The sequence below is a fragment of the Stenotrophomonas sp. OVS01A genome (genome assembly GCF_019969775.1).
Lineage (GTDB): Bacteria > Pseudomonadota > Gammaproteobacteria > Xanthomonadales > Xanthomonadaceae > Stenotrophomonas > Stenotrophomonas indicatrix.
Map to the genome: position 1 here is coordinate 20,173 of NZ_JAHXYV010000003.1, position 23,643 is coordinate 43,815.

At 66.6% G+C, this 23,643-nt stretch carries 19 protein-coding genes and 1 riboswitch; of the genes, 14 read left to right on the forward strand and 5 right to left on the reverse strand.

Translation table 11 applies throughout. The features are described 5' to 3' along the window. Positions 1-57: 57 nt before the first annotated feature. The gene (locus LC407_RS12960; RefSeq protein ID WP_223482960.1) at positions 58-813 is read right to left on the reverse strand and encodes a hypothetical protein; all 756 of its coding nucleotides are present in this window, start codon (positions 811-813) and stop codon (positions 58-60) included. Positions 814-1,077: 264 nt separating this feature from the next. Between LC407_RS12960 and LC407_RS12965 the strand changes: the two genes are divergently transcribed. Further along, on the forward strand, positions 1,078-3,225 hold the full coding sequence (locus LC407_RS12965; protein WP_223482961.1) for a S46 family peptidase: 2,148 nt from the start codon (positions 1,078-1,080) through the stop codon (positions 3,223-3,225). 258 nt (positions 3,226-3,483) lie between these two features. Continuing rightward, the gene (locus LC407_RS12970; protein WP_032976772.1) at positions 3,484-6,927 is read left to right on the forward strand and encodes a PAS domain-containing hybrid sensor histidine kinase/response regulator; all 3,444 of its coding nucleotides are present in this window, start codon (positions 3,484-3,486) and stop codon (positions 6,925-6,927) included. Positions 6,928-6,966: 39 nt separating this feature from the next. Here the strand turns inward: LC407_RS12970 and LC407_RS12975 are convergent, their stop codons facing one another. From LC407_RS12975 to acs, 3 genes are all read right to left on the reverse strand, one after another. After that, on the reverse strand, positions 6,967-7,542 hold the full coding sequence (locus LC407_RS12975) for a manganese efflux pump MntP family protein (RefSeq protein ID WP_032976929.1): 576 nt from the start codon (positions 7,540-7,542) through the stop codon (positions 6,967-6,969). A gap of 11 nt (positions 7,543-7,553) precedes the next feature. Continuing rightward, a riboswitch (yybP-ykoY riboswitch) is annotated at positions 7,554-7,721 on the reverse strand. Between the two features lie 288 nt (positions 7,722-8,009). Continuing rightward, a complete protein-coding gene (locus LC407_RS12980) occupies positions 8,010-8,675 on the reverse strand; it encodes a response regulator transcription factor (protein WP_006477308.1) in 666 nt (221 codons plus the stop codon). Between the two features lie 81 nt (positions 8,676-8,756). Then, positions 8,757-10,700 carry an acetate--CoA ligase gene (acs, locus tag LC407_RS12985; RefSeq protein WP_025878776.1) on the reverse strand — a complete coding sequence of 648 codons (1,944 nt, stop codon included), beginning with the start codon at positions 10,698-10,700 and terminating at the stop codon, positions 8,757-8,759. Between the two features lie 245 nt (positions 10,701-10,945). Between acs and LC407_RS12990 the strand changes: the two genes are divergently transcribed. The 4 genes from LC407_RS12990 to xth all read left to right on the forward strand — a co-directional run bounded on the left by LC407_RS12990 (position 10,946) and on the right by xth (position 16,778). Next, positions 10,946-12,367: a DcaP family trimeric outer membrane transporter gene (locus tag LC407_RS12990; RefSeq protein ID WP_025878777.1), complete on the forward strand. Its 1,422-nt coding sequence runs from the start codon at positions 10,946-10,948 to the stop codon at positions 12,365-12,367. 111 nt (positions 12,368-12,478) lie between these two features. Then, positions 12,479-14,134, forward strand: coding sequence for an MFS transporter (locus LC407_RS12995; protein WP_025878778.1), 1,656 nt, complete (start codon positions 12,479-12,481; stop codon positions 14,132-14,134). A 199-nt stretch (positions 14,135-14,333) separates the two neighbouring features. After that, positions 14,334-15,743, forward strand: coding sequence for a coniferyl aldehyde dehydrogenase (locus LC407_RS13000; RefSeq protein WP_223482962.1), 1,410 nt, complete (start codon positions 14,334-14,336; stop codon positions 15,741-15,743). A gap of 267 nt (positions 15,744-16,010) precedes the next feature. Next, on the forward strand, positions 16,011-16,778 hold the full coding sequence (xth, locus tag LC407_RS13005; RefSeq protein WP_223482963.1) for an exodeoxyribonuclease III: 768 nt from the start codon (positions 16,011-16,013) through the stop codon (positions 16,776-16,778). 72 nt (positions 16,779-16,850) lie between these two features. Here the strand turns inward: xth and LC407_RS13010 are convergent, their stop codons facing one another. Then, positions 16,851-17,102, reverse strand: a complete 252-nt coding sequence (locus LC407_RS13010; protein WP_025878785.1) for a GlsB/YeaQ/YmgE family stress response membrane protein — start codon at positions 17,100-17,102, stop codon at positions 16,851-16,853. 84 nt (positions 17,103-17,186) lie between these two features. On the opposite strand from LC407_RS13010, the gene LC407_RS13015 reads away from it, so the two are divergent. From LC407_RS13015 to LC407_RS13050, 8 genes are all read left to right on the forward strand, one after another. After that, the gene (locus LC407_RS13015; RefSeq protein WP_105164877.1) at positions 17,187-17,786 is read left to right on the forward strand and encodes a 4'-phosphopantetheinyl transferase superfamily protein; all 600 of its coding nucleotides are present in this window, start codon (positions 17,187-17,189) and stop codon (positions 17,784-17,786) included. 39 nt (positions 17,787-17,825) lie between these two features. Beyond that, positions 17,826-18,464, forward strand: coding sequence for a 16S rRNA (guanine(527)-N(7))-methyltransferase RsmG (gene rsmG / locus LC407_RS13020; RefSeq protein ID WP_025878787.1), 639 nt, complete (start codon positions 17,826-17,828; stop codon positions 18,462-18,464). A 112-nt stretch (positions 18,465-18,576) separates the two neighbouring features. Further along, on the forward strand, positions 18,577-19,374 hold the full coding sequence (locus LC407_RS13025; protein WP_032976776.1) for a ParA family protein: 798 nt from the start codon (positions 18,577-18,579) through the stop codon (positions 19,372-19,374). Continuing rightward, positions 19,374-20,297, forward strand: a complete 924-nt coding sequence (locus LC407_RS13030; RefSeq protein WP_223482964.1) for a ParB/RepB/Spo0J family partition protein — start codon at positions 19,374-19,376, stop codon at positions 20,295-20,297. Before LC407_RS13025 ends, LC407_RS13030 begins: the two co-directional genes overlap by 1 nt. Positions 20,298-20,439: 142 nt before the next feature. Further along, positions 20,440-21,165 carry a suppressor of fused domain protein gene (locus tag LC407_RS13035; RefSeq protein WP_032976777.1) on the forward strand — a complete coding sequence of 242 codons (726 nt, stop codon included), beginning with the start codon at positions 20,440-20,442 and terminating at the stop codon, positions 21,163-21,165. Positions 21,166-21,229: 64 nt separating this feature from the next. After that, positions 21,230-22,195 carry an NAD-dependent epimerase/dehydratase family protein gene (locus LC407_RS13040; RefSeq protein WP_025878791.1) on the forward strand — a complete coding sequence of 322 codons (966 nt, stop codon included), beginning with the start codon at positions 21,230-21,232 and terminating at the stop codon, positions 22,193-22,195. A 91-nt stretch (positions 22,196-22,286) separates the two neighbouring features. Next, on the forward strand, positions 22,287-23,009 hold the full coding sequence (locus LC407_RS13045) for a glycosyltransferase family 2 protein (RefSeq protein WP_025878792.1): 723 nt from the start codon (positions 22,287-22,289) through the stop codon (positions 23,007-23,009). Further along, positions 23,009-23,356, forward strand: coding sequence for a lipid-A-disaccharide synthase N-terminal domain-containing protein (locus tag LC407_RS13050; protein ID WP_025878793.1), 348 nt, complete (start codon positions 23,009-23,011; stop codon positions 23,354-23,356). Before LC407_RS13045 ends, LC407_RS13050 begins: the two co-directional genes overlap by 1 nt. Positions 23,357-23,643 lie beyond the last annotated feature (287 nt).

Consider the following 23,643-nt stretch of genomic DNA (forward strand, 5'->3'; position numbering starts at 1 on the left):
CGTTGCAAGAAGCACTGGTGGATGATGCCGAGTACAGTGCCGCTGTCGATCAATCGCTCACGTACTGGCGGGTGCCTGCAATACCAAGCGATCTCCCCTTGTATCGCTGGGGCTGGCGATAGAAGCCCTGTGGGCTATCGCCAAGGCGCCCAGCAGGGTGCACGCCAACAGCAGCGCCACGACAACACGCTGCCACAGGGGCAGTCGGCGGCGCGGCGCTGAATGCAGCCGATTACCGGCCGCTGCCGCCCAGAACAGGACTTGCTTGCGCTGCAACGGCGGCGGCGGAACCACGAACCACATGATCGGCTCGCCGACCAGGTAGTGCAGAGTGTCGCGCATCTCGCGTCGCGTGTGCGCTGACCGCGCCTGCCACCGTGCACGTAGTGGTCGCCAGCGCCCACTCAACCGAGCCACGCGCACGCGGGCCTGTGCTACGGAAACCGGTGCATCATCGCGATGCATGTAGCGCGCAAGAGCAACCTCGTTACCTCGCAACAGCAACCAGCGCACGTGCATGCTGTGGCCAAGGGCGGCCATGTCGTAGCACTCGCGGATATTGCCCCGGTCATACCACTGGAAGCGGTCGGCCAGCTGCTCGAAGTTCGCCTGCGGAAACGGCGTGGTGCCATTCATCAGCCGTTGCCAGGTTGCCAGCTTCACTGCGCTGACATCCGCGGGTGCCTGCAGTTCCGGGGACTGCTGCAGCCAGGCTGCGAAATCTGCCGGATCGTGCTGCTGCCCGTGGCGGACGATGCGGTCGGCAAGCGCTTCGGCGGCAGATGACCCCGTCACTGCGGCTTCATCATTCATGCGTCGTGATTTCCTTGCGGCGTGCCACGCAGGATTTCCGCTGCCGAGCTGTGCGTAGCGGGCCTGTTCACAGAACTGCCCCATTGGCGCGTTTCACGCCGATCAGCGAATGCATGGTGCCCAGATCGATTCCTGCGATCATCGGTCCTTCCCTGGTATCCGTGCCTGATTCTAGCCAGCATCGGTGCCCCCAACCATCGGCCGTTGCCCCATCCGGCCCCAGCAGCTATGGTCCCGGGCTGTTCTGTCGTACCGGATTGCCTCATGTCGCCACGCAAAGCCCTCCCCACCGCCCTGGCCTTGGGCCTGACCCTCGCCGCTGGCGCCCACGCCGATGAAGGCATGTGGATGCCGACCCAGCTGCCGGAGCTGGCCAAGCCGCTGCAGGCGGCCGGCTTCAAGGGCAACCCGGCCGATCTGGCCAACGTGACCGCGCCGCCGCTGAGTGCGGTCGTGCGTGCCGGCGGTGGCACCGGCTCGTTCGTGTCGGCCGATGGCCTGCTGCTGACCAACCACCACGTGGCGATGGGCGTGATCCAGTACAACAGCTCGCCCGAGCACAACTTCATCAACGATGGCTTCATCGCCAAGGGTCGCGCCGACGAGCGTCCGGCCAATCCGGACTTCCGAGTGCTGGTGACCGTCGGCTTCGACAAGGTGACCGACCAGGTGCTGGCACAGGCCAAGGGCAAGACCGGCCGCGCGTACTTCGACGCGGTGGATGCAGCCAGCAAGCAGATCGTGGCCGACTGCGAGAAGGACGGCAGCGTGCGCTGCTCGGTGGCCAACATGTATTACGGCACCGACTTCTACCGCATCGCCCAGCTTGAGCTGAGCGACGTGCGCCTGGTCTATGCGCCGCCGCGCGCGATCGGCAACTACGGCGATGAGATCGACAACTTCATGTGGCCGCGCCACACCGGCGACTTCACCCTGCTGCGTGCCTACGTGGGCAAGGACGGAAAGCCGGCCGCCTACAGCAAGGACAACGTGCCCTACCAGGCACCGGCGCACCTGCAGATGTCGGTGGAAGGCCCGAAGGAGGGCGACTACGCGATGCTGGCCGGTTACCCGGGCATCACCTACCGCCATCGCACCGCCGCCGAATTCGCTGGCCAGATCGATACCGTGCTGCCGCGCCGGGTGTCGGTGTTCCAGCAGATGATCGACACCATCGAAGCGTCCAGTGCCAAGGATGCGCAGGCACGTACCCGTTATGCCTCGCAGTTGCAGTCGCTGAAGAACAACCGCAAGCGCGCCGCCGGTGAGCTGGAAGGGCTGCTGCGCAGCGATGCCAAGGCCCAGCGTGCGGCCGACGAGCAGGCGATGCTGGCCGCCACCGACCGCAAGTACCAGGGCGACATCAAGGCGCTGCTGGCCAACCTGTCGCAGGGCGCGGCGGTGGGCGAGCGCGACCTGCTGCTGGAGCAGATGGCCGGCCAGAGCCAGCTGCTGCGCTCGGCGCTGCTGCTGGAACGCCTGCGCATTGAATCGGCCAAGCCGGATGCGCAGCGCGAGACCGGCTACCAGCAGCGCGACCAGGCGATGATCGAGGGCGTGCTGAAGCAGGTGCAGCGCCGCTATGCACCCGAGGTCGAGAAGGCGCTGCTGACCACCCTGTTGACGCGCTACCAGCAGCTGCCGGATGCGCAGCGCGTGGCCGAGTTCGACACGGCCTTCGGCCGTACCCCGGCACAGCTGGCGCAGGCGCTGGACACGCTGTATGCCGGCACCCAGCTGGGTGACGAAGCGCAGCGCCTGTCCCGCTTCGCCGCTGCCCGCGAAGGCAAGGCGCTGGCCGCCGATCCGCTGATTGCCGTGGCCGGCCCGCTGGTGGCCGCGCAGCTGCGCATCGAAAACGAGAGCAAGACCCGCGAAGGCGAACAGCTGCGCCTGCGCCCGGCCTACATGCAGGCTTTGTTCGCCTGGCGTGCCAAGCAGGGCCGTGCGGTGTACCCGGATGCCAACCGCACCCTGCGCATCAGCTACGGCAAGGTGGAAGCGCTGCACCCGCGTGATGGCGTGACCTATTCGCCGGTGACCACCGTGGCCGGCATCGTCGAAAAGAACACCAACGCCTATCCGTTCGATGCCCCCAAGCCGCTGCTGGCCGCGATTGCCGAGGGTGACTTCGGCAGCACCGCCGACCCCGCGCTGAAGACCCAGACGGTCAACTTCCTGACCAACCTGGACACCACCGGCGGCAACTCCGGCTCGCCGGTGCTCAACGCCAAGGGCGAACTGATCGGCCTGAACTTCGACAGCAACTGGGAGTCGGTCAGTGCCAGCTGGTGGTTCGACCCCCGCTACAAGCGCGCCGTGCACGTGGACATGCGCTACCTGCGCTGGCTGCTGGCCAAGGTCTACCCGGCACCTGAACTGCTGAAGGAAATGGGCGTTCCGGCGGAATAACGCCGGTTCCCGGTGGGCGCCCACGATCTCCCGGCAGGTGCCCACCGTCTTCCGGTAGGTCCCCACCGTCTTCCGGTAGGTCCCCACCGTTTCCTGGTGGGTGCCCACCTTTCCCTCTGGTGGGTGCCCACCGTTGGTGGGCACGGACGCCTCTGCCACGACCAACGGTCGTGACCCACCTTTGCGACCCCCGTCGTGACCTACCATCACGATCAACGGTCGTGATCTACTGGCCCCTCCTCCGACGGAAACACGCGCTTGGTCTCCAGCTGGATCCTGCTGCTGGTCTCGGTTGCCTACGCTGCGCTGCTGTTCGGCGTGGCGTGGTGGGGCGACCGTCGGCCGATGTACCCGGACCGGCCGTGGCTGCGGCCGGTCGTCTACAGCTTGGCGCTGGCGGTGTACTGCTCGTCGTGGACCTTCTACGGCGCAGTCGGTACCGCCGTGCGCAATGGCGTGGGCTACCTGCCGATCTACATCGGTCCGTTGCTGCTGCTGCTGTTCGGCTGGCGCATCATCGAGCGCCTGGCGCTGATCGCGCGCAGCCAGAACGTGGTCTCCATCGCTGACTTCATTTCCTCGCGCTTCGGCCGCTCGCGGCGGCTGGCGGCGCTGGTGGCGATCATCGCCCTGATCGGCATCATTCCCTACCTCGCCCTGCAGTACAAAGCGGTGGCGATGAGCCTGCAGGTGCTGACCGGCAACACCGGCCCGACCGGTTTCTTCAGCGATCCGGCCCTGTACGTGGCGTTGCTGATGGCGCTGTTCGCCACCCTGTTCGGTACCCGCCAGGTGGACGCCACCGAACACCACCACGGCATGATGCTGGCCATCGCGCTGGAGTCGGTGATCAAGCTGGTGGCGATGGTGGCGGTGGGCGTGTTCGCCTATGTCTGGCTCAGCGACCGCAACGAGGCGGTGGTGGAGTCGGTGCATACGCTGTTCACCGGGCTTCCGCCGGTGGGATTCATTTCGCAGACGCTGCTCAGTTTCCTGGCCATCATCTGCCTGCCGCGCCAGTTCCATGTGGCGGTGGTGGAGTGCGGCGATGTGCGCGACGTGCGCCGCGCGCGCTGGATGTTCGGCGGCTACCTGGTCCTGATCTCGGCGATGGTGCTGCCGATCGCCACGGCCGGCATCAGCCTGTTCGGGACCGGAAGCGGCGTGGCCGACGACTCGATGGTGCTGGCGTTGCCGCTGGCCGAGGGCCGCAACGCGCTGGCACTGATCGCCTATATCGGCGGGTTCTCTGCCGCCACCGGCATGGTCATCGTGTCCTCGATCGCGTTGGCGACGATGGTCAGCAACGATCTGGTGATGCCGGTGCTGCTGCGTCGCAGTGGCGACCACCAGGAAGCGGCCGATGTCGCCTCGCGGGTGCTGTGGATCCGCCGGCTGGCGATCCTGCTGCTGGCACTGATGGCCTACAGCTACTACCGCAGCAGCAGCAACGACAGCACGCTGGCCTCTTACGGACTGATGGCGTTCGCCGCGGTGGCGCAGTTCGCGCCGGGCCTGATCGGTGGCCTGTACTGGCGCGGCGCCAGCCGTCGTGGCGTCGAGACCGGCATGCTGCTCGGCTTCGCCACCTGGCTGTACACCCTGCTGCTGCCGGCGATGACCATGGCCGGCTGGATGGATGCAGGCTGGGTGCAGCATGGTCCGTTCGGCATCGATTGGCTGCGGCCGCAACAGCTGTTCGGCATGACCGGCTGGGACCCGCTGACCCATGGCACGTTCTGGTCGCTGCTGGTCAACGCGGCGACGATGATGCTGGTATCGGCGCGTTGGCGTCCGGGCGTGGATGAGCGTCTGCGCGCTGCGCCCTTCCTCGATCCCTATGCCGAGCGGCCTTCAGTGGCCGGTGGTTGGCCGGGCCACGTGCACGTGGGCGACCTGCTGGCACTGGCCTCGCGCGTGGTCGGCGAGCGCCATGCGCGGCGCTCGTTCTTCGAACAGGCGCAGTCGCTGGGGCGCGAGCTGCAGTCCTCGGCACCGGCGGACCGGCCGTGGGTGCAGTTCACCGAGCGCCTGCTGGCCGCATCGATCGGTGCGGCGTCCGCGCGCCTGCTGCTGACCAGCCTGCTGCGTGGCTCCGGCATGGACCTGGGCGAAGTGGTGGCGGTGCTGGACGAAGCCGGGCAGGAACTGCGCTTCAACCGCGAGATTCTGTCGACCACCCTGGAAAACATCAGCGCCGGCGTCAGCGTGGTCGACCCGGACATGCGCCTGACCGCGTGGAACCGGCGCTACCAGGACATGTTCGGCTACCCCGACGGCATGCTCTACGTGGGCCGCCCGGTGGCGGATCTGATCCGCTACAACGCCGAGCGTGGCGAGCTGGGCGAGGGCGACATCGAAGTGCAGATCAACCGCCGCATCGGCTATATGCGCGCCGGTTCGCCGCACGTGTTCGAGCGCACCCGCAGCGATGGCAAGGTGATCGAAATGCGTGGCCAGGCACTGCCCGGCGGCGGCTACGTCACCAGCTACAACGACATCACCGACTACAAGCACGCCGAACGGGCGCTGCTGGAAGCCAACGAAACACTGGAACAGCGTGTGGCCGAGCGCTCGCATGTTGCGGAAGTCGCACAGCAATCGAAGACCCGCTTCCTGGCGGCGATCAGCCATGACGTGCTGCAGCCGTTGAATGCGGCGCGGCTGTTCGCTTCGGCGCTGCGCGACAGCGACCATGTCAGTGATGAGCAGCGGCACCTGGCCGAACGCGTGGATGCGTCGCTGCGTGCGGCCGAAGAGCTGCTGGATGGGCTGCTGGATGTGTCGCGGCTGGATGCTGGTGGCCTGCATCCGGTGATCGGTGAATTCGATGTCAGCGCGTTGATGCGTGAGCTGGCCGCGCAGTACACGCCGGTTGCGGCCGGGCGTGGGCTGCGGCTGGATCTGTTCGCGCGGACCACCTGGGTGCGCAGTGATCGCCGCCTGCTGCGCCGCGTGCTGCAGAACTTCCTGGCCAATGCGCTGCGCTACACGCGGCAGGGGCGCATCGTGCTGGCCGTACGCCAGCGCGGCGACGAAGTGGAGCTGCAGGTGTGGGATACCGGCCCCGGCATTCCCGAACACCACATGCGACAGATCTTCGATGAGTTCCACCGCTACCAGCAGCCGTTCGACTGGGGCGAGCAGGGCCTGGGGCTGGGCCTGTCGATCTGCCAGCGCATCTCGCGCCTGCTTGACCATCGCTTGAATGCCCGCAGCCGGGTTGGCAGTGGATCGATGTTCTCGATCATCCTGCCGCGGGTAGCGCCGTTGCCGGGATATACCGAAGCGCTCACCGTGGCGCAGGCCGCACCGCCGATCCGCAGCGATTCGCTGGCCGGCCTGCGCGTGTTGTGCGTGGACAACGACGAGGAGATCCTTGATGGCATGCGCGCGCTGCTGGGGCGCTGGCAGGTGCAGGTGATCACCGCATCGACGGTGGACCAGGCGTTGCAGAAGATCGCCGAGCGTCCGCAGGTGATGCTGGTGGACTACCACCTGCACGATCGCATGGATGGCCTGGATGCACTGGTGGCACTGCGCGAAGCGGCGGGCTATCCATTGCCCGGCGCGCTGCTTACCGCCGATGGCCGCGATGAACTGAAGCGGATGGCACGCGAGCGCGGCTATCGCCTGTTGACCAAGCCGATCAAGCCGGCGTCGCTGCGGGCATTCCTGGGCGCGTTGCGCGACGCCCGGTAGCGCCGGCCGCTGGCCGGCAACCTCGCAATCGCCGGCAGGTTACGCCACGCCGTGCAGATGTTCGTACAGGATCGTCGCACCGATGATCACCAGGATCACGCCACCGATGATTTCGGCGCGCTTGCCGACCATGCTGCCGAGTGCGCGGCCAAGCATGATGCCGGCGGTGACCATGGTCAGCGTGCACAGGCCGATGACCGCCGCCATCACGCCGATATGCACGTCCATGAAGGCCAGGCCGATGCCCACCGCCATCGCGTCGATGCTGGTGGCGAAGCCAGTCAGTGCCAGCTTCCAGAAGCCATGATGCTGCGACGGATCCTCATCGTCCTCGCCGCTGTCAGGGCGCAGGCCGTTGTAGATCATGTGGATGCCCAGTGCGCCGAGCAGGCCGAAGGCAATCCAGTGGTCGAAGGCTTCGACGTACTGCAGGGCGGCACGACCAAGCAGCCAGCCGATGATGGGCGTGATCGCCTCGATGACGCCGAAGATGATGCCGGCGCGCAGCGCATCACGGAACACCGGCCTGCGCATGGCGGCACCCTTGCCGATCGCGGCAGCGAAGGCATCGGTGGACATGGCAAAGCCGATCAGCAGGATCGAAACAGGAGACATGGGCGGCAGCAGAAGGTCGGGCAAGGACGGACGCACGGCTCGCGCTCGCGCCCAACCTGACGTTGCGCGCGCGGGCCGCTGGTCTCGCCAACCATCATGGTTGTCCACGCCACGGCGCACTGGCCGAGTATGTTGACGTGGACGATTCCTGCGTAGGAATCCGGCTACTCCCCAAGGGGACGCGAAGCTTAGCACCGCGATCCGCGCGTGGCGCATTTCCCGCGAAACGCGCAGGCACGGCTGGTTTGTATAGCGATGGCTATATCACGGGCGATACGGTAGCGCCGGGCCATGCCCGGCGAGCGTAGCGGGTAGTGCCGGCCGCTGGCCGGCACGCGCAACGGCGAGAGCGTGCCAAGCAAGCGTGGCACCCACCAAAGCAGTTTCCGGTAGCGCCGGGCCATGCCCGGCGAGCGCAGCGGTGATACAGGTACAGGCGATTGCCGGCCAGCGGCCGGCACGAAACCTCAGTCTTCTTCCGGCGGCAGCACGATGGCGTCGTCGTCGATCGCCAGCTTGCCGGCCATCAGCACCGCTTGGGTGCGGTTGGTCACGCCCAGCTTGCGCAGGATCGCGGTCACGTGAGCCTTGATCGTCGCTTCGGAGACGTTGAGGTCGTAGGCGATCTGCTTGTTCAAGCGGCCCGCACCCAACATCTGCAGCACGCGGAACTGCTGCGGGGTCAGCTCGCGCAGGCGCTGGCCGACTTCGCGTTCTTCGCTGCCGGTCGGCGGCACGTTGTGTGCTTCCGGCGGCGCCCAGGTCTCGCCATCGAGGATGGTGCCGAGTGCATGGCCGATGGTGTCCGAATCAGCGGATTTCGGAATGAAGCCCAGCGCGCCATGGTCGAGTGCACGGCGCATCACCGTGGCTTCTTCGCGTGCGGACACCACCACCACCGGCAGGTGCGGATGCAGCGAGCGCATGTGTACCAGTGCGTTGAAGCCCTGTGCGCCGGGCATGTTGAGATCCATCAGGACCAGGTCGGCGTCGTTGTGCTGGTCGGCCAGCGCATACAGCGCCTCCACGCTGTCGGCCTCGAACAGTTGAACGCCCGGAATGACCCGCTGCACGGCACCCCGCAGGGCTTCGCGGAACAACGGATGGTCATCGGCAATCAGGAGGGTGGTCATGGTCGGGGGGAACCGTGGGGGGAAAGCAGATGGGGTCAGAGCCCTTTCCTTGTGGAAAGGGATCCGACCCCGGGTAGCACATCAACGCACCTTGCGTTCGTCCACCAGCGACGCCACGACCGACGGATCGGCCAGGGTCGAGGTGTCGCCGAGCTGGTCCGGTGCGTTCTCGGCGATCTTGCGCAGGATGCGGCGCATGATCTTGCCCGAACGGGTCTTCGGCAGGCCCGGCGCCCACTGCAGGTGATCGGGCGTGGCGATCGGCCCGATCTCCTTGCGCACCCAGGCGACCAGCTCCTTCTGCAGCTCGTCGCTGGGCGCTTCTTCGGCCACCAGGGTGACGTAGGCATAGATACCCTGGCCCTTCACGTCGTGCGGGAAGCCGACCACGGCGGCTTCGGCCACCTTCGGGTGCGAGACCAGCGCGCTTTCCACTTCGGCGGTGCCGATGCGGTGGCCGGACACGTTGATCACATCGTCCACGCGGCCAGTGATCCAGTAGTAGCCGTCTTCGTCGCGGCGGCAGCCGTCACCGGTGAAGTAGCTGCCCGGGTAGGTGCGGAAGTAGGTGTCGATGAAGCGCTGGTGGTCGCCGTACACCGTGCGCATCTGGCCCGGCCAGGAGTCACGGATGATCAGGTTGCCTTCGGTCGGGCCGTCCTTGATCTCGCCATCGGCATTGACCAGGGCCGGCTGCACGCCGAAGAAGGGCAGGGTGGCCGAACCTGGTTTCAGATCCATCGCACCGGCCAGCGGCGAGATCAGGATGCCGCCGGTCTCGGTCTGCCACCAGGTGTCGACGATGGGGCAACGGCTGTCGCCGACCACTTCGTAGTACCAGCGCCAGGCTTCCGGATTGATCGGTTCGCCGACGCTGCCAAGCAGGCGCAGCGAGGCGCGCGAGGTCTTCTTCACCGGCTCCTCGCCTTCGCGCATCAGCGCGCGGATGGCGGTGGGAGCGGTGTAGAAGATCGACACCTTGTGCTTGTCGATCACGTTCCAGAAGCGCGAGGTGTCCGGGTAGTTCGGCACGCCTTCGAACATCAGCGAGGTCGCGCCGTTGGCCAGCGGGCCGTACACGATGTAGCTGTGGCCGGTGACCCAGCCGACGTCGGCGGTGCACCAGTAGATGTCGTCCTCGCGCAGGTCGAACACCGCTTCATGGGTGTACGCCGCGTACAGCAGGTAGCCGGCGGTGGTGTGCAGCACGCCCTTCGGCTTGCCGGTGGAACCGGAGGTGTAGAGGATGAACAGCGGATCCTCGGCGTTCATCGGTTCCGGCTCGCAGCTGGCCGGCTGGCTGTCGACCACATCATGGAACCAGCGGTCGCGCGGGGCCTGCATGTCCACCGCACCGCCGGTGTGGCGCACCACCAGCACGGTTTCCACGGTATTGGTGCCGGGCAGCTTCAGCGCCGCATCGACGTTGGCCTTCAGCGGAATCTTCCGGCCACCGCGCAGGCCTTCGTCGGCGGTGATGATCAGCTTGCTCTGGCAGTCGCTGACACGGTCGGCGATCGAATTCGGGGCGAAGCCACCGAACACCACCGAGTGGATCGCACCGATGCGCGCGCAGGCCAGCATGGCCACGGCAGCGTCGACGATCATCGGCAGGTAGATGGTGACCCGGTCGCCCTTCTTGACGCCCAGGTTGCGCAGCGCGTTGCCGAGACGGCAGGTGCGCTCGTACAGCTCGCGATAGGTGACGTGCTGGGCCGGCGCGTCCGGGCTGTCCGGCTCGAACAGCAGGGCCGTCTTGTCGCCGCGCTTTTCCAGCTGGCGGTCCAGGCAGTTCACGCTGGCGTTGAGCTCGCCATCTTCGAACCACTTGATGTGGAAGTCGGACAGGTCGTAGCTGACGTTCTTGATCTTCGTCGGCTTGCGCGACCAGTCCAGCCGCTCGGCGGCCTTGCCCCAGAACGCATCCGGATCGGACACCGAGGCCTGGTACTGCTGTTCATAGGTGTTCTTGTCGATACGCGCCTTGGCGGCGAACTGCGGATCGACAGGGTAGAGATCAGCCATGGCACCCTCACTTGCACGTTGACTTTGTGTGTGCAGCCGCAGCATTGCAGCGGCCGTTCCCCCTCAGTTTGCCCCATCCACCCCCGGTCGCGTCACCACTTCGGTTAGACCTTGGTCGAAAGTCGGGCCCCTGCAGGCCCGGGTTCGACCAATGGCCAATAGCCGGTGCGTGCAAACGCCCCGCAGTCTCGGCTCGACCGTGCCCCACGCGCGGCATCACCTTGCCACTTGGGAGAGAGGGCAACATGAGCCACCGTACGTTGAAAGCCGTGCGCACACCTTTGGCGGCCTGCCTGTTGGTCGCCCTGGTCGCACCGGGCATGGCGTTCGCCGAGACCGCCAAAGAGAAGGCACTGGAGTCACGCGTCGCCGAACTGGAGCGGCAGGTGCAGGCGCTGCTGGCGTCGCAGCAGCAGCAACAGACCCAGATCGTGCAGACCCAGCAGGCGGTCACCGACGTCCGCACGCTGCAGGCCGAACAGAAGCCGGCGGTGCCTGCGGGCAAGCAGCCGATCCAGGTCACCACCATCACCCCCGGCGCGGCGCCGGGCACCACGGTCAAGATCGGCGGTTTCATCAAGGCCGATTTCCTGGCCACCCAGACCAGCGATGGCCAGCTGGCCGACGACGCCACCGGCCGCTCGCTGTACCTGCCCGGGCAGACTCCGGTGGAAGGCGCCGGCGGCAGCGGCAAGCGCTCGGACGTGGACTACAACGCCCACGCCAAGTTCTCGCGCTTCAACCTGGGCATCGACAACGTCAGCGAGTCGGGCAACAAGGCCGGCGCGTTCTTCGAGATGGATTTCTTCGGCAACTCGCTGGGCAACCAGACCGCCACCAACACCTATGGCGTGACCCTGCGCCATGCGTACATGTACTGGAACAACTGGATGGCCGGCCAGACCTGGTCGAACTTCATGGATGCGGCGTCGTTGCCGGAAGCGGTCGACTTCGTCGGTCCCACCGATGGTGTGATCTTCGTGCGCCAGGCGCAGGTGCGTTACACCCAGGGTGGCTTCAGCGTCGCGCTGGAGAATCCGGAAACGACCACCCTCACCGGTACGCGCAATCCGGTCACCGGCGCCTGGACCAATGCCAGCGCCAATTCCGATCGCGGCAGCCTGCCGGACCTGACCCTGCGTTATGGCTGGAAGGGTGACTGGGGCACGTTCGGTGTTGGCGGTATCGTCCGTCAGCTGAAGGTCGACAACCAGGCCACCGGCGCAAAGGCCGACAAGGTGGCCGGTGGCCTGACCCTGGGCGGCAAGTGGGTGATGGGTGACAGCGATTCGCTGCACTACCAGTTCACCGGTGGCGAGGGCATCGCCCGTTACATCGGCCTGGGCATCACCGCCGATTCGGCCTATGACGTGGCCCGTGACGAGCTCAACCCGACCGGTGTGATCGCCGGCTATGTCGGTTGGCGCCATGCGTTCTCGCCGAAGCTGCGCACCAACCTGATCTACGCGCGCAGCGACTACGACAACGACAGCATCCTCGGCCCGCTGGTGACCAAGAGCGTGCAGAGCATCCGCGGCAACATCTTCTACTCGCCGCTGCCCAAGGTCGATGTCGGTGCCGAGCTGATGTACGGCAAGCGCGAGATCGAGAACGGCAACAAGGGCGATATCACCCGTCTGCAGTTCACTACGAAGTACAGCTTCTAAAGGAGTGCCGACCAAGGTCGGCACCTACAGAGATCGAGTGCCGACCAACGGTCGGCACCTACCTAGACTGCGTGCCGACCGAGGTCGGCACCTACAGAGGGAAAGCTTCCCATGTCCACAACACCTGCACCGGCGAAAGCCCAACTAACCCAGGGACACAAGAAGGTCATCTTCGCGTCCAGCCTGGGCACCGTTTTCGAGTGGTATGACTTCTTCCTGTATGGCTCGCTTGCGGCGATCATCGCCAAGCAGTTCTTCAGTGGCGTCAATGAAACCACGGGCATGATCTTCGCCCTGCTGGCCTTCGCGGCCGGCTTCTTCGTGCGCCCGTTCGGTGCGGCCTTCTTCGGCAGCCTCGGCGATCGCATCGGCCGCAAGTACACCTTCCTGGTCACCATCCTGATCATGGGCATCTCGACCTTCCTGGTCGGTGTGCTGCCCAACTACGCCTCGATCGGCTTCGCCGCGCCGGTGATCCTGATCATCCTGCGCCTGGCCCAGGGCCTGGCCATGGGCGGCGAGTACGGTGGTGCGGCGACCTACGTGGCCGAACACGCGCCGGACGACAAGCGTGGCCTGTACACCAGCTTCATCCAGTGCACGGCCACCCTCGGCCTGTTCATGTCGCTGCTGATCATCCTGGCCTGCCGCTACTTCCTCGGCAACGAAGCGTTCGAAGCCTGGGGCTGGCGCATTCCGTTCCTGGTCTCGATCGTGCTGCTGGGTGTGTCGGTGTGGATCCGCCTGCAGCTGAGCGAGTCGCCGCTGTTCCAGCAGATGAAGTCGGAGGGCAAGGGTTCCAAGACGCCGTTCCGTGACAGCCTGAAGGGCGGCAACCTGAAGCTGATGCTGCTGGTGCTGCTCGGCGCCGCAGCGGGCCAGGCGGTGGTCTGGTATGGCGGCCAGTTCTACGCGCTGTTCTTCCTCAGCAGCATGCTGAAGGTCGATGCCACCACCTCCTACTTGCTGATCGCCGCCGCGCTGGCGCTGGGCGTGCCGTTCTTCATCTTCTTCGGCTGGCTGTCCGACCGTATCGGCCGCAAGAAGATCATCCTGGCCGGCTGCCTGTTGGCCGCAATCACCTACATCCCGATCTTCAAGGGCCTGACCCACTTCGCCAACCCGGCCATCGAAGAAGCCCGCAGCAGTTCGCCGGCCCTGGTCGTGGCCGACCCGACCACCTGCTCCTTCCAGTTCGATCCGGTGGGCCTGCGCAAGTTCACCAGCTCCTGCGACGTCGCCACCGCCGCGCTGACCAAGGCCGGTGTGCCGTATGACGTGCAGCCGGCCGCTGCCGGTTCGCTGGCGATGGTCAACGTGGGCAGCGCCAGCGTCACCTCGTACGAGGCCGCTGGCCTGACCAAGGAAGAAGGCAAGGCCAAGGCCGACGCGTTCGGTGCCGAGCTGAAGACAGCATTGACCGGCGCTGGTTATCCCGCCAAGGCTGATGGTTCGCGCATCAACTACGCAGGCACGATCCTGATGCTGTGGCTGCTGGTGCTGTACGTGACCATGGTCTACGGCCCGATCGCCGCCTATCTGGTCGAACTGTTCCCGACCCGCATCCGCTACACCTCGATGTCGCTGCCGTACCACATCGGCAACGGCTGGTTCGGTGGCTTCCTGCCGGCGATCTCGTTCGCGCTGGTGGCCGGTACCGGCAACCTGTACTACGGGTTGTGGTATCCGATCATCATCGCGCTGATGTCGGTGGTGATTGGCGGCCTGTTCCTGCGCGAGACGAAGAACGTGGACATCACCAAGTAACACGTGGTTTTCATTGCATGAAGGAAAGGCCGCGGTGCAGACCGCGGCCTTTCTGTTTGTGGGGGCGCTTATCCGGCCCGCACCCTGGTAGTGCCGGCCGCTGGCCGGCAACTGCACGATGTCTGCCGGAGATCCATGAGGCTGCCGGCCAGCGGCCGGCACTACCATTACATTGCACAGCACGCCGTATAGTCGGCCCATGACCACCACCGCCCCAGCCGACCTCCCCGCCGTTCTGCATACCCTGCGTACTGCCTGGCAGACCCAGCGTCCCTCGCTCGACCAGCGCGAAGCCGACCTGCGTCGCCTGCGCGCGGCGTTGAAGGACCGCCTGGACGAAATGGCTGCGGCCATCGCCGAGGACTTCGGCCATCGTGCCCACGTGGAATCAAAGCTGGCCGACGGCATGAGCGTGCTGTCGGCCATCGACCACCTGCGTCGCCACCTGCGGCGCTGGTCGAAGCCGCAGCGGGTGGGCGCCGGCTGGCGACTATGGCCGGCGCGCGCGCAGCTGCGGCCGATGCCGCTGGGCGTGGTCGGGGTGATCTCGCCGTGGAATTATCCGGTCACGCTGGCGTTGGTGCCGCTGGCCACCGCGATTGCCGCTGGCAACCATGTGCTGTTGAAGCCTTCGGAGCACACCCCGCGCACCAGCGCGTTCCTGGCCGATCTGCTGGCCAGCGTGTTCCCGCCCGATCGTGTGTCGGTGGTGCAGGGTGACGCGGACGTGGCTGCGGCGGTGTCTTCGCTACCGCTGGACCACCTCGTGTTCACCGGTTCCACCGCGGTCGGCCGCAAGGTGATGGCGGCGGCGGCCGAGCATCTGGTGCCGCTGACGCTGGAACTGGGCGGCAAGTCGCCGGCGATCGTCTGCCGCGATTTCCCGTTGGACAAAGCCGCCGCGCGGTTGGCCACCGGCAAGTGGTTCAACGCCGGCCAGACCTGCATTGCGCCGGATTACGTGCTGATCGACAGCGTGCGCCAGCGTGAGTTCGTGCAGGCGCTGCAGCAGCAGGTGCGCGAGCGCTATGGTGATTTCAGCGATGCCGACGATTACACGCGAATCATCAACGAGGGCCAGTACCGGCGCCTGCAGGGCTATCTGGTGCAGGCCCGCGAACGCGGCGTGCCGGTGATTCCGCTGGCGCAGGTGGATGACGCGCGCGCCGATCGCGAGCGGCTGCTGGTGCCGACCGTGGTGCTGGACCCGCCGGATGACCTGGACCTGATGCGCGATGAGATCTTCGGCCCGATCCTGCCGGTGCGCGCCTATCCGGACCTGGATACGGCGCTGGCCGACATCGTGGCCCGCGACCGGCCGCTGGCGCTGTATCCCTTCAGCCACGACACGGCCACGGTGGAGCGCATTCTCGGCCAGGTGCTGGCCGGCGGGGTCACGGTCAACGACACGCTGCTGCACTTCGCCGCCGATGGCTTGCCGTTTGGTGGGGTGGGCGCCAGTGGCATGGGGGCGTACCACGGGCGGGCCGGGTTTGATGCGATGAGCAAGCTGTTGCCGGTGCTGTGGCAGTCGCGCTGGGCGGCCAGTGATCGGCTGCGGCCACCGTATTCGAAGATTGCGGGATTGTTGAAACTGCTGCTGCGGTGAATCCAGGCAGGGCGTGAATCCAGTGGTAGTGCCGGCCGCTGGCCGGCAACCTCATGACCCTTCGGCGGGGACCTGCACCTGCCGGCCAGCGGCCGGCACTACCGGTAGGGGCCAACCCGCGCGGCCGTTTCCGGTAGGGGCCAACGTTGGTTGGCGCGCTTGAACCCCAAGCGCCGACCAAGGTCGGCCTCTATCAAGGCAACAGCGGGAAGCATGGCGCCGACCAAGGTCGGCCTCTACCAAAGCCCACCCGGGTAGAATGCCCGCATGAAAATCGCCTCGTGGAACGTCAATTCGCTCAATGTCCGCCTGCCGCACCTCGAGCAGTGGCTCAAGGACTTCGGCCCGGACATCGTCGGCATCCAGGAAACCAAGCTGGAGGACCACAAGTTCCCGGACTCGGCGCTGGTCGCCGCCGGTTACCGCAGCGTGTTCGCCGGGCAGAAGACCTACAACGGCGTGGCGCTGGTGTCGCGCGAGCCGGCGCAGGACGTGCAGATCGGCATTCCCGGCTTCGAGGACGAGCAGAAGCGGGTCATCGCCGGCACCTTCGGCGACCTGCGGGTGATCAACCTGTACGTGGTCAACGGCCAGGACGTGGGCACCGACAAGTACGAGTACAAGCTGCGCTGGCTGGAGGCGGTGCACGCGTGGATCGCCGAAGAACTGCAGCGGCATCCGAAGCTGATCGTGATGGGCGACTTCAACATTGCCCCCGATGCGCGCGATGTGCATGACCCGGAGGTGTGGAACGACAACCACATCCTGACCTCCACTGCCGAGCGCGGCGCACTGAACAAGCTGCTGCAGCTGGGCCTGCACGATGGCTTCCGCCTGCACAACGAGGAGGCCGGCACCTTCAGCTGGTGGGACTACCGCGCAGCGGGTTTCCGCCGCAACCTCGGCCTGCGCATCGACCTCACCCTGGTCTCCGACGCGCTGAAGGGCACTGCGGTGGCCTCGGGCATCGACCGCGAGCCGCGCACCTGGGAACGTCCCAGCGATCATGCGCCGGCGTGGGTGGAATTGGGTTGAACGAACGGGGCCCGGCGATTGCCGGGCCCGTTGCGATGCATCTGCCGGCCAGCGGCCGGCACTACCGCCGCGTCAGCGTATGCTCTTGCGGGTGAACAGGTTGACGATGGCCAGAAGAATCACCGCGCCGATCAGCGAGAACAGGAACGTGCGCAGGGTGATCGCTTCATTGATGCCGCCGCCGAACAGCCAGCCGGAAATCAGTGCGCCGACGATGCCCACCACGATGTTGAGGATGATGCCCTGCTGGCCATCGCGCTTCATGATGATGCTTGCCAGCCAGCCGACGATGCCGCCGACGATCAGCCAGATGATGATGCCCATGATCGACTCTCCGGTGGATAACCGCGTCCAGTTGACGCGCAATGCCGTGAACCCGCTGTGCAATCCTGTGATGGGCGCGTGCGGATGAGCCTGCCAGCCACCCTTGAGGGCCCCTGGCGGTTTGGTCCGGTTACCGTCTGGCGCTGCCCGCACGTCCCCGGCCAGCGCGGTGAGCCGCAGGCCCGGCAGGTGCTGGCACAGGCCCTGGGGGGCGATCCGGATGCGCTGCCGCTGGTGCGCGACGACAAGGGCCGGCCGGAACTGAGCGGCGCGCTCGCCCACTACGGCACCGGCTGGAGCCACAGCGGCGAGGTGCTGCTGGTAGCGCTGGGCGAGGGCGTGCGGCTGGGCGTGGACCTGGAACTGCTGCGGCCGCGCCCGCGCATGCTGGAAATCATCCAGCGCTTCTTCCATCCCGACGAAGTGGCCTGGCTGCAGGGCCTGGACGAGGCCGACCGCGAACATTGGTTCTTCCGCGTCTGGTGTGCCAAGGAAGCGATGCTGAAGGCGCACGGGCAGGGCATTTCCTTCGGCCTGCACCGCCTGCAGCTGGCCCCGGCCGACGATGGCGCCCTGCACCTGCGCTGGTGTGACCCGGAGCTGGGCGAGGCCGCGCGCTGGCACCTGCACGAATGGCAGGCCAGCGGACAATTCCGCGCCGCATTGGCCTGGTATCCGCAGTGAATCGGCGAATCAACGGCGAAAACCGGCGATAATGCCGGCATGAGCGAACACGATCTTCCCGCCGGCGTAGCGAACACGCTGCAGCAGGGCCTGGCCAGCATGGGCCTGGCCGCCGAGCTGGCCCCGCCGCTGCTGCGCTACCTGGCGCTGCTGCACCGCTGGAACGGCACCTACAACCTCACCGCCATCCGCGATCCGCAGGAAATGGTCACCCGCCATCTGCTCGATTCGCTGGCGATGCAGCCGTTCGTGGCCGATGGCAGCCTGGCCGACCTCGGTACCGGCCCCGGGTTGCCGGGCATCCCGCTGGCGATCGCCTGCCCGGGCCTGCAGGTCACCCTGGTGGAAAGCAACGGCAAGAAGGCCCGCTTCATGCGCGAGGCCGTGCGCCAGCTGGGCCTGGGCAATGCCCGCGTGGCCGAATCGCGCGCCGAAGCGCTGGCCGAGCCGGGCAGCTACGACCAGCTGACCGCGCGCGCGATGGACACCCTGGCCGGCATCGTCCGCGTCGGTGGCCACCTGCTGCGCCCCGGTGGCGTGTTGCTGGCCATGAAAGGCGTCTACCCGCATGAGGAGATCGCAGCGCTGCCGGCCGGTTGGCAGGTGCGCGAGGTGGTCCCGCTGAGCGTGCCCGGCCTGGCCGGTGAACGCCATCTGGTCACCGTCACAGGTCCCTGAACCCCGCCGCCCGCCCCTTGTGGAACAAGCGGTTGGCGATCCACGATTTCCGCACGGGCCCGGTTGTACGCATAATGACCGGTCCCAGCACACGTCGACGAGGCACACCCGCATGGCCCGCATCATCGCCATCGCCAACCAGAAGGGTGGCGTCGGCAAGACCACGACCGCCGTCAACCTGGCCGCTTCCCTGGCCAACGCACCCAAGCGCGTGCTGTTGGTCGACCTGGATTCCCAAGGCAACGCGACCATGGGCAGTGGCGTGGACAAGCGCGAGCTGGTCTCCTCCACCTACGACCTGCTGCTGGGCGAGTCCAGCGCCGCCGACGTGCGCGTGCAGACCGCCGAAGGCTACGACCTGCTGCCGGGCAACATCGACCTGACCGCGGCCGAGATCCAGCTGATGGCGCAGAGCGAGCGCGAGCAGCGCCTGAAGCGCGCGCTGGCACCGATCCGCGATGAGTACGACTACATCCTGATCGACTGCCCGCCGGCGCTCTCGCTGCTGACCCTCAACGCACTGGCCGCCGCCGATTCGGTGATCGTGCCGATGCAGTGCGAGTACTACGCACTGGAAGGCCTGAGCGCGCTGGTGGAAACCATCGAAGCGCTGCGTGCCAACCTCAACCCGGCGCTGGAGATCGAAGGCGTGCTGCGCACCATGTTCGACGTGCGCAACAACCTGGCCAATGCCGTGTCGGCCGAGCTCACCGAGCACTTCGGCGACCGGGTGTTCCGCACCATCGTGCCGCGCAACGTGCGCCTGGCCGAGGCGCCCAGCCATGGGCAGAGCATCGTCGGCTACGATCGTGCTTCGCGCGGCGGCGTGGCCTACCTCGGCCTGGCCGGCGAGATCATCCGTCGCAACAACGAACGCAACAAGGCCAGCAAGGCCGTGGAGACTGTCTGATGACCAGCAGCAAGCCTGCAGCCAAGAAGCGAGGCCTCGGCCGCGGCCTGGACGCACTGCTCGGTCCGAAGGGCGCGGTCAGCCAGGTGCAGGCCAGTACGGCGGTGATCGAGCCGCTGCCCGGTGAAGTGCTGCGCAAGCTGCCGGTAGGCCAGCTGCAGCCGGGCAAGTACCAGCCGCGTCGCGAGATGGACCAGGGCAAGCTGTCCGAACTGGCCGACTCGATCAGGTCGCAGGGCGTGATCCAGCCGATCCTGGTGCGCCAGCTGCCGGCAGGCAACTTCGAGATCGTCGCCGGTGAACGTCGCTGGCGCGCCTCGCAGCTGGCCGGCCTGGACGAAGTGCCGGTGGTGGTGCGCGAGCTGGAAGACCGCACCGTCATCGCGATGGCGCTGATCGAGAACATCCAGCGCGAAGACCTCAACCCGCTGGAAGAAGCCGAAGCGCTGCAGCGCCTCATCAGCGAATTCACCCTGACCCATGCCGAGGCCGCCGAGGCCGTCGGTCGCTCGCGCGCGGCGGTGTCCAACCTGCTGCGCCTGCTGGAGTTGCCGATCGCCATCCGCCTGCTGCTGGAAACGCGCCGGCTGGAGATGGGGCACGCCCGCGCGCTGCTGACGCTGGCCCCGGAACTGGCCAGCAAGCTGGCCCAGGAAGCGGCCGACGAAGGCTGGTCGGTGCGCGAGGTCGAGCGCCGCGCGCAGGCGTTTGCCGCCGGCAAGGTGCCGAGCAACCGTCCCCAGCCGGTGGCCAAGGTGCAGCAGGCCGACATCGCCTCGCTGGAGACCGAGCTGTCCGAAGTGCTGGGTACCTCGGTTGCCATCAATCATGGCCGCGGCGGCAAGGGCAAGCTGATCATCCATTACGCCAACCTGGACACGCTCGATGGCGTGCTGGAGCGGCTGCGCACGCGCCAGGGCTGACCCCGGCGCATCTTCATGGGCGCACGGCCCGTTCCTGCCGTATGCCGTCGATTGCAGGGAACGCACCGCCGCGCGTGCCGGAGGCCGCGTCGTCCACCGCAGGTGGGCCGCTCCGCCCCGTGGCTCATCCAGGGAGCAGGACATGACCATTGAAGTAGACGACGTCAGCCCGGGCGGCAGCCCGATCCTCGTGCACAGCCGCGAGAAGGACTTCACCCCGGCCCAGGGGGAGTCGCACATCGAGGAGATCAGCGCGCACATCGAGCGCCATCTTGGCCCGATCTCCGGCGTCTTCCACGAAATCATCTCCGATATCGTGCACATCGACGTGCATGTGGTGCCCGCCACCGACGAGTGCCCGTACCTGCGGCTGGTGACCTCGGGCATGAGCGATCTGCCGATGGCCGTGCCCGACGAGGTGGACGCCCCCCGGCACATGGAACTGATGGTGACCCTGCCGGCGGATTGGCCGATCACCCAGGATGCCTTCGAGGATGAGCGCAACTACTGGCCGGTGCGCCTGCTGAAGACCCTGGCGCGGCTGCCGCACGAGTACGACACCTGGCTGGGCTTCGGCCACACCATTCCCAACGGCCATCCGTCCGAGCCCTATGCACCGGGCGTGGGGTTCGATGGCGCCATCGTGCTGCCGCCGGTCACGACCCCGGACGACTTCGGCACGCTGGCACTGGAAGACGGCACCACCATCGAGTTCATGGCGATCGTGCCGCTGTACCCGGAAGAGATGGACCTGAAGCTGAAAAAGGACTCGGAAACCCTGCTGGATCGCTTCGATGCGAAGAACATCCAGGATGTCATCCAGCCGGGGCGCACCAATGTGGCCAAGAAGCGTTTCGGCCTGTTCTAGGCCCTGCGCGTACCATCAGACGCCATCACTACTGAATTGACCGTTGAATTCCAGGCCCACCGCAATGACCATCCTGCTCACCGGCGCAGCCGGCTTCATCGGTGCCTACACCGCCCGTGCCCTGCTTGATGCGGGCCAGTCGGTGGTCGGCCTGGACAACTTCAACGATTACTACGACCCACAGATCAAGCGCGACCGTGTGGCCGCGCTGTGCCCGACGCTGGATCTGCGCACGCTGGACCTGACCGACCGCGACGGCCTGGCCGCGCTGTTCGAGGAAGTACAGCCGACCGCGGTGATCCACCTGGCTGCGCAGGCCGGCGTGCGCTATTCGCTGGAAAACCCGCACGCCTACGTCGACAGCAACCTGGTCGGCTTCGTCAACATGCTCGAGCTGTGCCGCCACCGTGGCGTGCAGCATCTGGTGTATGCGTCCAGCAGTTCGGTGTACGGCGATTCGGCCACGCCGCCGTTTTCCGAAGACCAGCGCGTGGACCAGCCGCGCTCGCTGTACGCCGCCACCAAGGCCGCCAATGAACTGATGGCCTACACCTACGCACAGCTGTATGGCCTGCGTGCCACGGGCCTGCGCTTCTTCACCGTGTATGGCCCGTGGGGCCGGCCGGACATGGCGCCGCTGCTGTTCTCGCGCGCGGTGCTGGCCGGTCGTTCGATCGATGTGTTCAACGAAGGCCGCATGCAGCGCGATTTCACACATGTCTCCGACATCGTGGCCGGTATTCTCGGCGCCCTCGCGCATCCGGCTGATGGTCCGGTGCCGCACCGGGTGTTCAACCTCGGCAACCACACGCCGGTCGAGCTGGAGCGCTTCATCGGCGTGATCGAGCAGGCCGCCGGTCGCCCCGCGCAGAAGGTCTACAAGCCGATGCAGCCGGGTGACATGGTGCGCACGATGGCCGATACCCGGCGCGCACATGACGCATTTGGCTACGAACCGGTCATGCCGATCGAACAGGGCCTGCCGCCGGTGGTGCAGTGGTGTCGCGAGTATTTTGCTGATCGCGCCTGAAAACCGATCCTCACGCCGCCGGATTCATCTTCGGATAACCTCGGCTTCGGAAAATGCGCGGTCTTTGTCCCTCCTTGGCCGAGTCCCCCCCATGAGCCAACCCGAGCTGTCCGTCGTTGTCCCCGTATTCAACGAGCGCGACAACGTCGCGCCCCTGGTGGCCGAAATCACCGCTGCACTGCGCGGACGGCTGCCGTTCGAGATCGTCTACATCGACGATCATTCGCGCGATGACACCTTGGCCGTGCTGCAGGGCCTGAAGGCCACCACGCCGGAGCTGCGCGTGCTGCACCACGTCTCGCAGAGCGGGCAGAGCACCGCGGTACGTACCGGCGTCAAGCACGCGCGTGCGCCGTGGATCGCCACCCTCGACGGTGATGGCCAGAACGATCCGGCCGACATCCCCAAGCTGCTGGACGCCCGTGATGCGGCCGATGCCCAGGTGAAGCTGTTCGCCGGCTGGCGCGTCAACCGCCAGGACAGCGGCAGCAAGCGCTGGGCCAGCAAGTGGGCCAATGCCATCCGCGCGCGCATGCTGCGCGATGACACCCCCGATACCGGCTGCGGCATCAAGCTGTTCGAGCGCAACGCCTTCCTCGATCTGCCGTACTTCGACCACATGCATCGCTACCTGCCGGCGCTGATGCAGCGTGCCGGCTGGAAGACCACCAGCGTGCCGGTCAACCATCGCCACCGTACGGCCGGCGTGTCCAAGTACAACAACCTGGGCCGCGCGCTGGTCGGCATCCGTGATCTGCGCGGCGTGGCCTGGCTGATCACCCGCAGCAAGCGCACCGCGGTGGAGGAGCGTTGATGGATCTGGAGCTGCACTGGCTGGACCAGCCGCTGACCTGGTTGTACTGGACCGGCCTGCATGTGACCGGTTGGAAGCTGATCGGCTACACCGGCGCGTTGATGTTCGGTGGCCGTTGGCTGGTCCAGTTCGTCGCCTCCAAGCGCGCCGGCAAGCCGGTGATCCCGCGGCTGTTCTGGTACATGAGCGTGGTCGGCAGCCTGATGACGCTGAGCTACTTCCTGTTCTCGGCCAAGCAGGACTCGGTGGGCGTGCTGCAGAACCTGTTCCCGGCGTTCACCGCGTTGTACAGCCTGCAGCTGGACATCAAGCATCGCGGCTGGAAGCGGGACAAGGCCAGTCACTGACGCCCCGGTAGACGCCGACCTTGGTCGGCGCTGGTTTTCTCCGGGTGCCAACCAAGGTTGGCAGCTACCAGAGCGGCCACGCAGGCACCGCTGTGGTAGCGCCGGGCCATGCCCGGCGGCTGTGGGATGGCGGCCAACATCGGCCGCGTTGCGCGCTCGCGGGGCATGGCCCCGCGCTACCGTGCGCCTTCGGCGCTGGGTCTCCCCGCCTGCCAACCAAGGTTGGCAGCTACGAGGGCTAGGCCCAGGCAGGACCTTCGTCCCATGCCATGCGCGGTGCGGGGTGC

What these genes read in the sequence shown, in the direction of transcription:
- acs (WP_025878776.1), bottom strand. Translation starts at nt 10,700, where the DNA reads ATGGCTGATCTCTACCCTGTCGATCCGCAGTTCGCCGCCAAGGCGCGT.
- LC407_RS13040 (WP_025878791.1), top strand. Translation starts at nt 21,230, where the DNA reads ATGACCATCCTGCTCACCGGCGCAGCCGGCTTCATCGGTGCCTACACC.
- LC407_RS13030 (WP_223482964.1), top strand. Translation starts at nt 19,374, where the DNA reads ATGACCAGCAGCAAGCCTGCAGCCAAGAAGCGAGGCCTCGGCCGCGGC.
- LC407_RS12965 (WP_223482961.1), top strand. Translation starts at nt 1,078, where the DNA reads ATGTCGCCACGCAAAGCCCTCCCCACCGCCCTGGCCTTGGGCCTGACC.
- LC407_RS13000 (WP_223482962.1), top strand. Translation starts at nt 14,334, where the DNA reads ATGACCACCACCGCCCCAGCCGACCTCCCCGCCGTTCTGCATACCCTG.
- LC407_RS13025 (WP_032976776.1), top strand. Translation starts at nt 18,577, where the DNA reads ATGGCCCGCATCATCGCCATCGCCAACCAGAAGGGTGGCGTCGGCAAG.
- LC407_RS13015 (WP_105164877.1), top strand. Translation starts at nt 17,187, where the DNA reads ATGAGCCTGCCAGCCACCCTTGAGGGCCCCTGGCGGTTTGGTCCGGTT.
- LC407_RS13010 (WP_025878785.1), bottom strand. Translation starts at nt 17,102, where the DNA reads ATGGGCATCATCATCTGGCTGATCGTCGGCGGCATCGTCGGCTGGCTG.
- LC407_RS12990 (WP_025878777.1), top strand. Translation starts at nt 10,946, where the DNA reads ATGAGCCACCGTACGTTGAAAGCCGTGCGCACACCTTTGGCGGCCTGC.
- LC407_RS12995 (WP_025878778.1), top strand. Translation starts at nt 12,479, where the DNA reads ATGTCCACAACACCTGCACCGGCGAAAGCCCAACTAACCCAGGGACAC.
- LC407_RS12975 (WP_032976929.1), bottom strand. Translation starts at nt 7,542, where the DNA reads ATGTCTCCTGTTTCGATCCTGCTGATCGGCTTTGCCATGTCCACCGAT.
- rsmG (WP_025878787.1), top strand. Translation starts at nt 17,826, where the DNA reads ATGAGCGAACACGATCTTCCCGCCGGCGTAGCGAACACGCTGCAGCAG.
- LC407_RS12980 (WP_006477308.1), bottom strand. Translation starts at nt 8,675, where the DNA reads ATGACCACCCTCCTGATTGCCGATGACCATCCGTTGTTCCGCGAAGCC.
- LC407_RS12960 (WP_223482960.1), bottom strand. Translation starts at nt 813, where the DNA reads ATGAATGATGAAGCCGCAGTGACGGGGTCATCTGCCGCCGAAGCGCTT.
- xth (WP_223482963.1), top strand. Translation starts at nt 16,011, where the DNA reads ATGAAAATCGCCTCGTGGAACGTCAATTCGCTCAATGTCCGCCTGCCG.
- LC407_RS13050 (WP_025878793.1), top strand. Translation starts at nt 23,009, where the DNA reads ATGGATCTGGAGCTGCACTGGCTGGACCAGCCGCTGACCTGGTTGTAC.
- LC407_RS13045 (WP_025878792.1), top strand. Translation starts at nt 22,287, where the DNA reads ATGAGCCAACCCGAGCTGTCCGTCGTTGTCCCCGTATTCAACGAGCGC.
- LC407_RS13035 (WP_032976777.1), top strand. Translation starts at nt 20,440, where the DNA reads ATGACCATTGAAGTAGACGACGTCAGCCCGGGCGGCAGCCCGATCCTC.